Raw genomic sequence first — 12,050 nt, 5'->3', positions numbered from 1 at the left:
GGCTCTGGACTTTTTCAGTCGCGTACTTCACTGAGTGTGTTGAGGGAGGAAGCCCGCCAGACATGCACATCATTGCGTCCGGCGCGCTTCACCTGATAAAGCGCCTCATCAGCGCGTCGCAGCCATTCATGAATCGAAGCCGCTTCGCGCGCTGAAGCAATCCCGATACTCACCGAACTCTGAAAAGTGGGCGAAGCAGGCAACCGCAGCAAGGTAATGCCTTCCTGGATCTTTTTAGCCAATCGCAGGATGCTGGCTTCATCGGCCTCACGCACAATGACGCACAGCTCATCCCCGCCAAATCGGGCGGGAATATCCTTCAGACCGACGCTGTTGCGTAACAGTGCCGAAATCTCTGTCAGCAGAAAGTCGCCCGCCTCATGGCCAAACGTGTCATTAACCTGTTTGAAGTGATCCACATCCAGCAGCATGAGCCAGGCGTTGCCCTCGCCTCGCTGAGTTCGCAGAAATTCGCTTTCCAGTCGCTGCTCAAACAGACGACGGTTCGGGATTTTCAGGCCGGGGTCCATCAGCGCGATGCGCTCCAGCTCGCGATTCTTCTTACGCAGGCTCAGCGTCAGATTGTGCGAAACCACGCTGAGCGCCAGCAGATAAACGCTGGCCAGTGGCAGAGTCAGCCAGGCGGTACGGGTAGAGAAGTTCAGCATGATCGGTGCACCCGCGACTGACCATACCAGCACAAAAGTGAGCAAAAAGGCCTGCAGCGCAGATTTCAGCTGTACCCAGCCGCCCGCGGAATAGCGGTCAGAAATCAGTACGGCCATGATAACCAGTGAGGGGAAAGGACTCAGCGCCATCATCCCCACCCAGACGCCGCCAAAAGCCGCATCCAGCGTCAGACTCTTGCGTTCAAATCCTGTGGGGTCGCGCGATCGTAAGGCCAGCCTGTAGGCGGCATAGGGCCAGACAAACGCGTTGACGAACAGCAGCAGGCAGAGTTCCGCGCATTTCCCCCGCTCCATCAGCACTGACAGGATGGGCAAAAAGCAGAGCAGCGTACCGAGCTGACGCATCATAAACATACGGCGCACGAATCGGCTGGCGCGCCGCCTCAGTTGAGCATCGTCAGGTGTGTAATAGTTCATATGCAGACTGAAGCAGCGAAAGGTTACGTCAGTTTATCCAAACTGGTGAATAAAAGTAATATGTTTGCAGAATATTCTTATTGCCGGATTAAGAATGATCGACTACGCATTAAAAGCCGATATTGTTCGGCTGACAGATGACTGCTGTCGCCTGTCAGCGCGATGGGGAAGTTTTTATCTTCGGCCCTTAGCAACCGAGGCGGACCAGCTGAAGTCGCTGACTTCACTGGCTGTCAGTGAGGAGGGTTTCTTTTTGCGGAGGGGTTTTTTCGCCTTCAGCGCCTGCGCTTTCTCTTTTTCCTGCTTTGCCGTCATAACGATCCGACGCGCTTCACTGCTGAATTCTTTTTCTTTTTTACTATCCGGCTCTTTACCGGTGCGCTGACGATACTTTTCCATCAGCCCTTTAACGGTCTGTTCGACGGCCAGTCGTTCATCAGCGTTGAACTGATCAATGGAAATCATCTTCTTGTCGTTCATAGCAGTCTGTCTCGTGGCGAAGGGTGAGATGAGTGTACCGCATTTACGGTTTATTAAGTCAGAAACCGCCTCTGTCCCGCATCTTCTTCACTTTGCAGGGCATTCGTCCCGCTTCATCGGATGGCCATGCGAAAAACAGGGTTGTCTCTTAATATAAAACTAATGTTTATCAGGTTTACTGGCAGTGACCACGTACTGCCGGGAGGCTAACGGAATGACTAAAGAGACCGATCGCCTGTCACAGGCACTGTTACGGCGGCATGGCATTGGCGTCAGACAGAAACGCATCCACTTTCGGGGACGCGATCTGCTGTTTCAGCTGCGCAATGCCCGTTATGATGTTTTCAACGGTGACCGCTGCATTGCGACCGTGGAAACCAATAACATTCATGACGCCATCAAGCAGTTTAAGGCGCTCGACACACCTGTGGAGAAATAGTCATGCCCGATTACTGCGTGCTTCAGAAAAGCCGTGAAATCCTGGCCGTTAATCTCACCCATAAGGACAAGCGGGAGAAGGTATATTTCCCATTAATGCGGGCTTAAAAGGCAAAGTGACTGTTAATTCATGTCGTGCCGATTAGAATAAAGGAAATTTTTCCGCACACAGGTTTATGATGAAAATCACTATTCAGAAAGAAGATGCGCTGTTTATGCATAACTTCTTTGCTGCGCCCTGCGACACGCTCGACACAGATTCACCTCAGGCACGACAGATTCAGCAATCGCTTCAGCTGGCTATCCAGCAAAAAGAAGCAGAGATCGACGGTGACTGGAAACGCACTCTGACATTTATGCTGCTGTTCCTGTTTTTATATGCTGCGCTCGGTGCCTCGCTGACGCTGGATCTCAGCACCACCACCGGTCATAAGAGCATCGAATATGCCCTGGAGGCGATTCCGGTGCTGATCGCCTTCTCCGGTTTTTTTGTCTCTATTCTCTATCTGTTTCTGACACGCGCCAGCGCGCGTAAACAGCGTAACTGGGAAAATGCCATCCTGGTGCTGGAAAAATATTCCATCGGCAATCTGTTTAAAGCTACCCATACCCAGGGGGGCGGCACCAGTAACTACTCCGTGCCCAATCTCTACATTTCTCTCGCGCTGTTTATCTGTCTGACCTGGCTGGTCACCTATAACTATCTGACCTTCACCACCAGCGGCGTCTTCGGTAGTGTGATTTCGCTGTTCATCAGCACCATGGTCTATGTGATTCTGGATATACAGCTGCTCAAACCTTTCACTCATGCTGCAGAGAAAGAGGAAGCGGCGAAGGATAAAGCGGATGACGCGCAGGCGTAACTAAAACGCCAGAATCGAGAGGATACCCGGCCCGCAAGCCGGGTATTTTTTGCTGCAACAGGCCCGGTCTGGCTGTAAAGCCTTTTCGCACCCGGCTATCTGAAACCTGATTCAGAAATGCAAAGTATGTTGTAACTATCATCGCTCACTCAGAAACGCGGGCATCGTGCCGGGCACGCTTCACAGCGTGCCCCCTGCGTTACCAGCGCGTTTTCTGCATATCAATCACAAACCGATATTTCACATCGCTGGTCAGCATACGTTCAAAGGCCGTTTCGACCTCTTCACCGGTAATCATCTCAACATCCGCCGTGATGTTGTGCTGCCCACAGAAGTCGAGCATCTCCTGCGTCTCCTGAATACTGCCAATTGAGGTGCCGGTAATACTCAGACGGCGGAACACCATCGGTGTCACATTTGGTGACGGATGAGGCTGATCGGGGATACCCACCAGCACCAGCTGACCGTTGGTTTTCAGCGTATTCAGATAGGGATCGAGATCGTGTGGCGCAGCCACGCAGTCCAGAATGATATCCAGCGATGCCTGACAGGCCGCCATCTGGGCCGCGTCACGGGAAACCACCACGTTTTTAGCGCCCAGCCGGCGGGCATCCGCCCCTTTCTCTGGCGAGGTAGTAAACAAGGTGACCTCTGCGCCCAGCGCACTGGCCAGCTTAACCGCCATATGGCCCAGGCCGCCCAGGCCTACTACCCCGACGCGATCCCCCGCTTTAACATTAAAGTGGCGCAGCGGTGACCAGACGGTGACGCCCGCGCAGAGCAGCGGTGCCACCGCGTTCAGCGCCAGGTTATCAGGCACCCGCACGACAAAATGGTGATCGGCAATCACATGCTGGGCATAGCCGCCAAAGGTCGTGTTACCGGTGTACTTATCGGTTCCGTTGTAGGTCGGCGTAAAGCCTGCCTCACAATACTGCTCTTCATGCTGCTGGCAGAAATGGCACTCGCGACAGGCGTCAACCATCACACCGACCCCGGCGATCTCTCCGACCGCAAACTGAGTGACGTTCTCACCCACTGCCACCACCCGGCCGACAATTTCGTGACCCGGCACCAGCGGATAGCGGCTTACGCCCCACTCATTGCGCGCCATATGCAAATCGGAGTGACAGACGCCGCAGTAAAGGATCTCGAGTTTAACATCGTCAGCCTGAAGCTCGCGTAACTCCACCTGACCCGCTCGCAGCGGTTGATCTGCCTGACTGGCGACCAGTGCATTAATCTTCATCTGTTGCCTCTTCTCACCTGATGGTCGTAAAGAAAGCGGCACACTATAGACACATGGGATCGGTTTTGGTAGTAGTTACCTTTTGGTTACCACCCTGCGAAGGAGGCAATGATGCCCGCCTGGGTTGATGGAAAACTTTTGTTTTATGCGGATTCACCGCCGCGCCGCCTGCTGGAACTCTTTTCCGTCAAGTGGAGCACGATGGTGCTGCATGCGCTTTATCACTGGCCGGAACACCGTGCGCGCACGGGTGAACTGGAGCGGAGCCTGCAGGGAATTTCAAAGAAGATGCTGATTCAGACGCTGCGCGAGCTGGAGCAGCGCGGGCTGGTTGCACGCCATGTCTGGCAGGTGGTGCCGCCGAAAGTGGAGTACAGCCTGACCGCGCTGGGCATGACATTTGCTGGGCCGATTGAGCAGATGTATCAGTGGGGCCTGGAAAATCAGGCTGCGCTGGATGAAATGGAGGATCACGCGCGCAGCCACCAGGAGGCGTGAGGAGGACCAGGTGGGCCTGTCAGCCCGGCCCGGCCTCACTCAAAGGGAAATTCGCGCGCCAGCACGCGGGAGATCACATTCAGCGCCCCCTCTTCATTGTTGCTTTGCGTCTGATATCGCGCCACGGCGGCGACAGAAGCGGCGGCATTCGCCATTGAGAAACTGAAACAGGCCTGACGCAGCATCTCAATATCATTAGCGCTGTCACCGATGGCCAGCACTTCGCAGTCGCTGATGCCCCACTTCTCCTGCAGCAGCGCAATGCCATGCGCCTTGTGGCAGCCAGGAATGATCAGGTCGATAAAGCCAAACCCGCTGGAGACCGGATGCATGATGTTTTCCAGCTCGCCGAGTCTGGCATGCAGCCGTTGCAGCAGGGCATCCACCCCTTCATGCTCCAGATTCAGCGAGAACTTAAAAATTGTATCGTCAATGGCATAGAGGTCATCGCGTTTTTCCAGCCGGTGATAGTGATTTGAGAGCTTTGCCATCACCTCGTCAGAAGCAGATGCGTGCATGTAAGCGCCACTACGCCCGCACACCACCACCGCAATATCGGGTTCATGCGCCAGGATATCCAGAATCTTGTGCACCTTCTCGCGGGCCAGCTCGCCACAGAAGATCTCTTCGTTGCAGTCTGAAACCCACGCGCCATTCTCTGCGACGAACGCAATCTCATCTTTGATGTCGGGAAAATAGCGCTGTAACTGGTAATACTGGTTTCCGCTGGCGACCACAAAACGGATGCCCTTCTGCTTCAGCAGCGCATACTGCCGTGAGAACCGCTGAACGTTGTACGCTTTGTTGTCGTCCAGAAAGGTGCCATCCATATCCACCGCAATCATCTTAACCGCCATCTCACCTGCCCCTATAGAGTCGCCGTTCTGTCCTTTCGGCTGATTGATTTGATTCATAAAGCTTACTCGCTGTGTGGATTAATGAGAATGCAAATAGTGACGTTGCTAACGGCTTTCGGAGCCTTCCGGTTCCGGAGTTGTGTTATCACGCACGTTTCGGAGCGTTAAAAAGATGTTAATCTCAGCCATAAATTACGAATGAAGGTTATTTTAATTACATTCGTAACTCAACCCGAATAGTGAGGAGCATGAGATGCGTGATGAGACCCGATCGACCCCATTACCGGAAGACGTCAAAGCGGCAATACGCGCAGTGAAACAGCAGTTGCGGCAGCAGATAGGTGATGTTGAAGGCCTGTTCCGGCAGGTGTGTGACAACATCGAGGCGGCGATTACGGAGGCAAAAGCGGATGAGGAGTGGACGGGCAGCGCCTGGCCAGTGGTGCCGATGCAGGATATTGCAGAGGGACAGGTTTCAGATGAAACCCGGGCGCGGATTAAACGGCGCGGCTGTGTCGTGATTAAGCAGCACTTTCCCCGGGACCAGGCACTGGCCTGGGATAAGTCAATGCTCGACTATCTGGAGCTCAACCGGTTTGACGAACAGTATCGCGGGCCGGGCGATGATTTTTTTGGCACGCTGGCCGCCTCGCGTCCTGAAATTTATCCTGTTTACTGGTCGCAGGCGCAAATGCAGGCGCGACAAAGCCCGGCAATGGCGCACGCACAATCTTTCCTGAACAGGTTATGGACCTTTGATTCACAGGGCAAAGAGTGGTTTGACCCGGATGTCAGCATCATCTATCCCGATCGCATTCGCCGTCGCCTGCCTGGCACCACCTCCGGCGGATTAGGGGCTCATACCGATTCCGGCGCGCTGGAACGCTGGCTGCTCCCGGCTTATCAGCAGGTTTTCAGTAAGCTGTTTCACGGTGACTTTGCCGCTTATGACCCCTGGGACGCGGCACACCGCACTGAAGTGGATGAGTATGATCTGCCTGGCACCACCAAATGTTCTGTGTTCCGCACCTTTCAGGGCTGGACTGCCCTCTCTGATATGATCCCCGGTCAGGGCCTGCTGCACGTCGTGCCGGTGCCGCAGGCGATGGCTTATGTGCTGCTGCGTCCACTGCTTTCGGATGTACCGGAAGATGAGCTCTGCGGCGTTGCCCCAGGCCGGGTCTTGCCGGTTAACGAGCAGTGGCATCCGCACCTGATGGCCGGACTCTGTCCGATACCGGCCTTAGAGGCAGGGGATTCGGTGTGGTGGCACTGTGATGTGATTCACGCCGTAGCGCCGGTCAGGGATCAGCAGGGCTGGAGCAATGTGATGTACATTCCGGCCGCCCCGCTGTGTGAAAAAAACCGCCTCTATGCCCGCCATGTCGCACAGGCGCTGGCGCAGGGCCATTCGCCAGGCGATTTTCCCCCGGAGCATTATGAAGCGGCGTGGGATCAACGTTTCAGGCCGGAAGATCTCAATCTTAACGGACGTCGCTCGCTGGATTTAGCCTGATCTGCCCCCGCGCTGCACCGGCGCGGGGAAAACCCTGATACACTGCCACTCCTGTTTTTCTGCGACATCCCATTATGAATCCGCGACATCATCAGATTATTCAACTGGTTAACAGCCGGGGCAGCGTGACGGTCAGTGAACTGGCACAGCTCACCGGGGTTTCTGAAGTTACCGTGCGTCAGGATCTCACGCTGCTGGAGCGTGACCGTCTGCTGCGGCGGGTTCACGGCTCTGCGCTGGCGCTGGACAGCGATAATGTCGGTACCCGCCTGAACACCCGCTATCCCATCAAGCAGGCGCTGGCGCATCATGCAGCCCGTCTGGTTGAGCCGGGGGAGTCCGTATTTATTGAAGGCGGCAGCACCAACGCCCTGCTGGCGCGCGCGCTGGCCGACCGTGCCGATCTGACCCTGATTACCGTCAGCCACTACATTGCCCAGCTTCTGCGTGAGGCGGCCTGCGAAGTGATTGTGCTGGGTGGGATGCTGCAGAAAAGCAGTGAGTCGGTCGTCGGCCCGCTGACCCGCTACTCCATTCAGCAGGTTCACTTTCACCGGGCATTTGTCGGCGTGGATGGCTGGCATCCGGAAACCGGCTTTACCGGACGCAACATGCTGCGCTGTGATGTGGTGGATGCCGTTCTGGCAAAAGGGGCGGAAAACTACGCCCTGACCGACGCCTCTAAATTTGGCCAGATCCATCCCTATCCGCTCTCATCCGGTTATCAGGTCGGGCATGTGATTACCGATGAAACGCTGGATGCCGTCACGGCAGAGCAGCTTAAGGCGCGCGCAGTTAACGTGATAACGGTCGCCAGGGGTTAAACCGCGCCTGGTCCCTGCGTGACCGAATCGCGCAGCATCAGGCTGGCGGTAAAGGGGGGATGAGCAGACCAGTCACCGCCATCCAGCATGGTCAGCAGGCGATGAATCGTCTCATTGATCATCTCCGTCACCGGTAGTTTCATGCTGGATAATGACGGCGTGATGTAGGGTGCCAGCGGGATATCATCGAAACCGATCACTGAAACCTGATCCGGCACCGCTATCCGGCACGCTGTAAGCCGTTTGATCGCCCCGATCGCCATCTCATCATTACTCGCCACCAGCGCGCTGAAGGCGACCCCACGTGCCAGCAGCGTATCCACGGCCTCCATCCCGCTCTGAGCCGTCCAGCGGCCTGACACAATACGCGCCGGATCGGCGTCGATACCCTGTGCTGCCAGCGCGGCACGATAGCCGGAGAGGCGTTCCACCCCGGTCGGGGAATCGAGCGAGCCGGTAATAAAGGCGATGTCGCGATGCCCCTGATTCAGCAGATGACTCACCGCCGTGACGCTGCCGGCGTGCTGATCGCTGTAGATGCAGTAGCTTTGATTGACACGCAGCCGCCGGTTAATGACCAGGATCGGCTGTTTGTGACGGGAGATAATGGCATCCAGCGCATCAATGGACAGAAAGCGCGGGTAGATGATGATGCCGTCGCAACGCAGATCGAGCAGAAACTGAATCGCCGCCTGCTCCTGCTCCGCCGTATGTTTGCCATCGGCCAGAATCAGCTGGCGGCCCTGCTGCTCCAGTATGCGCGCCGAGTGCGCCATCAGTTCCGTGAAGTAGCTTCCGCTGTAGAGGGTGTTGGTGATCACCAGCCCGATAGTCTGAGAGCTTTTCGTTGCCAGATTGCGCGCCAGCAGATTAGGGCGGTAGCCGGTTTCGGCAATCGCGTCGAGAACTCTCTGACGCTTTTCCTGACCGACATACCCGTTGCCGGAGAGCACGCGTGACACTGTCGCTTTTGAGACGCCCGCCCTGTTCGCCACTTCCTGAATCGTTGCCATGCTGATGCTCCTTTACTGCGTCGTTCTGCAGTCTACCTAAGCCTCTCAATATTGGAAATATTTACCCTCGCGCTCAGCCGGCCTTTGCGCCAATGGCAGGTGACGCCGGTCACAAAACGAAAATCTGGCTGATTTTTAGGCTTGTCCCGCTCATAAAAGCCCTTCATGATTTTGTGAAACCGGTTTCCTATCTGCCTGCAGGCAGGCGCAAAAACATAACAACATTGACCGATTTACCCTACAGAGAAGAGCGATCATGCCCAGAAACTATGCCGAGGTGTCACGCGCCATCGTCGATGCGCTAGGCGGCCTCAACAATATCGAAGCCGTAACGCACTGCATGACCCGACTACGGTTTGTGGTGAAAGATGAAACCCGGGTGGACTATCCCCGGCTGAAAGCGATCGATGGCGTGATGGGCGTGGTTCACAACGACACCCAGTGTCAGGTGATCATTGGCAATAACGTCTCTCAGGCCTTTCAGGCGCTGCAGGCGATGGGTTCCCCTGCCGCCTCATCCACGCCGGTAAAACGCAAAATCACGCTGAAAAGCATCGGCGCAGGCATTCTGGATGCGCTGGTCGGCACGATGTCACCGCTGATCCCGGCCATTATCGGCGGGTCGATGGTTAAGCTGCTGGCGATGATACTGGATATGGCCGGTGTGTTTGAAAAAGGCTCCTCTACGCTGGTGATCCTCAACGTAATTGGTGACGGGGCCTTTTTCTTCCTGCCGGTGATGGTAGCCGCCTCTGCCGCGCTGAAGTTTAAAACCAATATGTCGCTGGCGATCGCCATTGCTGGCGTGCTGGTGCACCCTAACTTTATCGATCTGATGGCGAAAGCGGCGCAGGGTCAGGCCGTGGAATTTGCCTTCATTCCGGTCACGGCGGTGAAATATACCTACACGGTGATTCCGGCGCTGGTGATGACCTGGATCCTGTCACACATTGAGCGCGGCGTGGACCGCATTACCCCGGCCGTCACCAAAAACTTTCTGAAACCGATGCTGATTGTGCTGATTGCCGCACCCATCGCGATCGTGCTGATTGGTCCGATTGGCATCTGGATCGGCAGCGGCATCTCTGCGCTGGTCTACACCGTCCATGGCTATCTCGGCTGGCTCTCGGTCGCGATTATGGGCGCGATCTGGCCCCTGCTGGTGATGACCGGTATGCACCGGGTGTTTACCCCGACCATCATTCAGACCATTGCTGAAACCGGCAAAGAGGGCATGGTGATGCCCTCCGAGATTGGTGCCAACCTTTCGCTGGGGGGATCGTCTCTGGCGGTAGCCTTCCGCACCAAAAACCGGGAACTGCGTCAGACCGCGCTCGCGGCGGCGGCCTCCGCTATCGTTGCCGGCATTTCAGAACCTGCGCTGTATGGTGTGGCCGTCCGCCTGAAACGCCCGCTGGTCGCCTGTCTGATCAGCGGTTTTATCTGCGGCGCGGTAGCAGGCATTGGCGGGCTGGCCAGCCACTCGATGGCGTCGCCTGGCCTGTTTACCAGCGTGCAGTTTTTTGATCCCACCAACCCGATGAGTATTGTCTGGGTCGGCGCGGTGATGGTGTTGTCTGTGGTGCTGTCGTTTGTGCTGACGCTGCTGTTAGGCTTTGAAGATATCCCCGAAACCGACGCCACCACCGCGGCACAACCGGCAGCCGTACCCGAACGCGTTAACGCCATTAACAGTCACTAAAGGAAAGGGTCTTACCGACCCGGAAAAGAGGAATGCATGTCTGAATCAAGGTTTCCGCAAGGGTTTTTATGGGGCGGTGCACTGGCCGCCAACCAGAGCGAAGGCGGTTTTCGCGAAGGCGGAAAAGGGTTAACCACCGTCGATATGATCCCGCATGGCCCGCACCGGATGCCGGTCAAACTCGGTCTTGAAAAACGGTTTGCGCTTCGCGACGACGAGTTCTACCCCAGCCATAATGCGATCGATTTTTATCATCGCTACCGGGAGGACATCGCGCTGATGGCGGAGATGGGTTTCAGCGTGTTCCGCACCTCAATTGCCTGGAGCCGTCTCTATCCCAACGGCGATGAGCTGACACCTTGCCCGGAAGGCATTGCTTTTTACCGTTCAGTGTTTGAAGAGTGCCGGAAACATCAGATCGAACCGCTGGTCACCCTCTGCCATTTCGATGTGCCGATGCATCTGGTGACGGAGTATGGCTCGTGGCGTAACCGCAAAATGATCGACTTTTTTGCCCGCTATGCCCGCAGCTGTTTCGAGGCGTTTGATGGTCTGGTGAAATACTGGCTGACCTTTAACGAGATTAATATCCTGCTCCACAGCCCCTTCTCCGGTGCCGGACTGGTGTTTGAACCCGACGAAAATCCGGAGCAGGTGAAATATCAGGCGGCGCATCATGAACTGGTCGCCAGCGCGCAGGTGACCCGCATTGCGCATGAGGTCAATCCGGCTAACCAGGTTGGCTGCATGCTGGCGGGCGGCAACTTCTACCCCTGGTCGAGTAAACCGGAGGATGTCTGGGCCGCGCTGGAGAAAGATCGCGAAAACCTCTTCTTTATTGATGTGCAGGCACGCGGCGCCTATCCCGCCTACGCGGCCCGGCTGTTTCGGGAGAAAGGCGTAACGCTGAAGATCGAGGAGGGTGACGCAGAGATTCTGAAAAACAGCATCGATTTTGTTTCGTTCAGCTACTACGCCTCACGCTGCGCCTCGGCGGAGATGAACGAGCAGAACAGCAGCGCCGCCAATGTGGTGAAGTCTCTGACGAATCCCCATGTGCCGCGCAGTGAATGGGGCTGGGGCATCGATCCACTCGGATTACGGATCACCATGAACATGATGTATGACCGCTATCAGAAGCCGCTTTTCCTGGTCGAAAATGGTCTGGGCGCACGCGATGAACCCGATGCCAGTGGCGAAATCCATGATGACTACCGCATCAGCTATCTGCGTGAACACATCCGCGCTATGGGTGACGCGATTGAAGATGGCGTGCCGGTCATGGGCTACACCAGCTGGGGCTGCATCGATCTGGTGGCGGCCTCAACCGGTGAGATGAGTAAGCGCTACGGTTTTGTCTATGTTGACCGCGACGATCTCGGGCGTGGTACGCTGGCCCGCACGCGTAAGAAGTCATTCTGGTGGTATAAGAAGGTCATTGCCAGCAACGGAGCCGATCTTGAGTGACAACGTCACTTATTGATTAATATGTCTGCGGTGATAC

General features: G+C 56.0%; 12 protein-coding genes. 7 read left to right on the top strand and 5 right to left on the bottom strand.

Annotated elements, in window-relative coordinates; genetic code table 11:
* Positions 1 to 14 precede the first annotated feature (14 nt).
* Complete coding sequence (locus tag CKF42_RS01345; RefSeq protein WP_111207290.1) at positions 15 to 1,106, bottom strand: diguanylate cyclase; 1,092 nt, start codon at positions 1,104 to 1,106, stop codon at positions 15 to 17.
* Between the two features lie 174 nt (positions 1,107 to 1,280).
* On the bottom strand, positions 1,281 to 1,586 hold the full coding sequence (locus CKF42_RS01340; RefSeq protein WP_009092853.1) for a hypothetical protein: 306 nt from the start codon (positions 1,584 to 1,586) through the stop codon (positions 1,281 to 1,283).
* Positions 1,587 to 1,800: 214 nt separating this feature from the next.
* Between CKF42_RS01340 and CKF42_RS01335 the strand changes: the two genes are divergently transcribed.
* Both CKF42_RS01335 and CKF42_RS01330 read left to right on the top strand, forming a co-directional pair.
* Positions 1,801 to 2,025 carry a hypothetical protein gene (locus tag CKF42_RS01335; protein ID WP_009092851.1) on the top strand — a complete coding sequence of 75 codons (225 nt, stop codon included), beginning with the start codon at positions 1,801 to 1,803 and terminating at the stop codon, positions 2,023 to 2,025.
* A 178-nt stretch (positions 2,026 to 2,203) separates the two neighbouring features.
* On the top strand, positions 2,204 to 2,887 hold the full coding sequence (locus CKF42_RS01330) for a hypothetical protein (protein ID WP_058957095.1): 684 nt from the start codon (positions 2,204 to 2,206) through the stop codon (positions 2,885 to 2,887).
* Positions 2,888 to 3,086: 199 nt separating this feature from the next.
* Here the strand turns inward: CKF42_RS01330 and CKF42_RS01325 are convergent, their stop codons facing one another.
* Positions 3,087 to 4,136 carry an NAD(P)-dependent alcohol dehydrogenase gene (locus CKF42_RS01325; RefSeq protein ID WP_111207289.1) on the bottom strand — a complete coding sequence of 350 codons (1,050 nt, stop codon included), beginning with the start codon at positions 4,134 to 4,136 and terminating at the stop codon, positions 3,087 to 3,089.
* Between the two features lie 111 nt (positions 4,137 to 4,247).
* On the opposite strand from CKF42_RS01325, the gene CKF42_RS01320 reads away from it, so the two are divergent.
* Positions 4,248 to 4,634, top strand: coding sequence for a helix-turn-helix domain-containing protein (locus CKF42_RS01320; protein WP_111207288.1), 387 nt, complete (start codon positions 4,248 to 4,250; stop codon positions 4,632 to 4,634).
* A 35-nt stretch (positions 4,635 to 4,669) separates the two neighbouring features.
* On the opposite strand, the gene CKF42_RS01315 is transcribed toward CKF42_RS01320, so the two are convergent.
* Positions 4,670 to 5,491, bottom strand: a complete 822-nt coding sequence (locus CKF42_RS01315) for a Cof-type HAD-IIB family hydrolase (protein ID WP_146239912.1) — start codon at positions 5,489 to 5,491, stop codon at positions 4,670 to 4,672.
* Positions 5,492 to 5,744: 253 nt separating this feature from the next.
* Here CKF42_RS01315 and CKF42_RS01310 point away from each other — a divergent pair, with 253 nt between their 5' ends.
* Both CKF42_RS01310 and CKF42_RS01305 read left to right on the top strand, forming a co-directional pair.
* On the top strand, positions 5,745 to 7,007 hold the full coding sequence (locus tag CKF42_RS01310) for a DUF1479 domain-containing protein (RefSeq protein WP_111207286.1): 1,263 nt from the start codon (positions 5,745 to 5,747) through the stop codon (positions 7,005 to 7,007).
* Positions 7,008 to 7,081: 74 nt separating this feature from the next.
* Positions 7,082 to 7,831, top strand: a complete 750-nt coding sequence (locus tag CKF42_RS01305) for a DNA-binding transcriptional regulator YciT (RefSeq protein ID WP_111207285.1) — start codon at positions 7,082 to 7,084, stop codon at positions 7,829 to 7,831.
* Here the strand turns inward: CKF42_RS01305 and CKF42_RS01300 are convergent.
* Positions 7,828 to 8,844 (bottom strand): LacI family DNA-binding transcriptional regulator, encoded by a 1,017-nt coding sequence (locus tag CKF42_RS01300; RefSeq protein WP_111207284.1) that lies wholly within the window; start codon positions 8,842 to 8,844, stop codon positions 7,828 to 7,830. The genes CKF42_RS01305 and CKF42_RS01300 overlap by 4 nt on opposite strands.
* Before the next feature lie 256 nt (positions 8,845 to 9,100).
* On the opposite strand from CKF42_RS01300, the gene ascF reads away from it, so the two are divergent.
* Together ascF and CKF42_RS01290 are read left to right on the top strand one after the other, a co-directional pair.
* Positions 9,101 to 10,546, top strand: coding sequence for a PTS cellobiose/arbutin/salicin transporter subunit IIBC (gene ascF / locus CKF42_RS01295; protein ID WP_111207283.1), 1,446 nt, complete (start codon positions 9,101 to 9,103; stop codon positions 10,544 to 10,546).
* Between the two features lie 36 nt (positions 10,547 to 10,582).
* A complete protein-coding gene (locus tag CKF42_RS01290) occupies positions 10,583 to 12,013 on the top strand; it encodes a 6-phospho-beta-glucosidase (protein WP_111207282.1) in 1,431 nt (476 codons plus the stop codon).
* Positions 12,014 to 12,050: the final 37 nt, after the last annotated feature.

The organism is Pantoea sp. ARC270, assembly GCF_003236725.1.
Taxonomy (GTDB): Bacteria; Pseudomonadota; Gammaproteobacteria; order Enterobacterales; family Enterobacteriaceae; genus Pantoea; species Pantoea anthophila.
This window is presented reverse-complemented; position numbering and strand designations above follow the sequence as displayed.

Coding starts and splice junctions, on each gene's coding strand:
- CKF42_RS01345 (WP_111207290.1), bottom strand. CDS start 1,106: ATGAACTATTACACACCTGACGATGCTCAACTGAGGCGGCGCGCCAGC.
- CKF42_RS01340 (WP_009092853.1), bottom strand. CDS start 1,586: ATGAACGACAAGAAGATGATTTCCATTGATCAGTTCAACGCTGATGAA.
- CKF42_RS01335 (WP_009092851.1), top strand. CDS start 1,801: ATGACTAAAGAGACCGATCGCCTGTCACAGGCACTGTTACGGCGGCAT.
- CKF42_RS01330 (WP_058957095.1), top strand. CDS start 2,204: ATGAAAATCACTATTCAGAAAGAAGATGCGCTGTTTATGCATAACTTC.
- CKF42_RS01325 (WP_111207289.1), bottom strand. CDS start 4,136: ATGAAGATTAATGCACTGGTCGCCAGTCAGGCAGATCAACCGCTGCGA.
- CKF42_RS01320 (WP_111207288.1), top strand. CDS start 4,248: ATGCCCGCCTGGGTTGATGGAAAACTTTTGTTTTATGCGGATTCACCG.
- CKF42_RS01315 (WP_146239912.1), bottom strand. CDS start 5,491: ATGGCGGTTAAGATGATTGCGGTGGATATGGATGGCACCTTTCTGGAC.
- CKF42_RS01310 (WP_111207286.1), top strand. CDS start 5,745: ATGCGTGATGAGACCCGATCGACCCCATTACCGGAAGACGTCAAAGCG.
- CKF42_RS01305 (WP_111207285.1), top strand. CDS start 7,082: ATGAATCCGCGACATCATCAGATTATTCAACTGGTTAACAGCCGGGGC.
- CKF42_RS01300 (WP_111207284.1), bottom strand. CDS start 8,844: ATGGCAACGATTCAGGAAGTGGCGAACAGGGCGGGCGTCTCAAAAGCG.
- ascF (WP_111207283.1), top strand. CDS start 9,101: ATGCCCAGAAACTATGCCGAGGTGTCACGCGCCATCGTCGATGCGCTA.
- CKF42_RS01290 (WP_111207282.1), top strand. CDS start 10,583: ATGTCTGAATCAAGGTTTCCGCAAGGGTTTTTATGGGGCGGTGCACTG.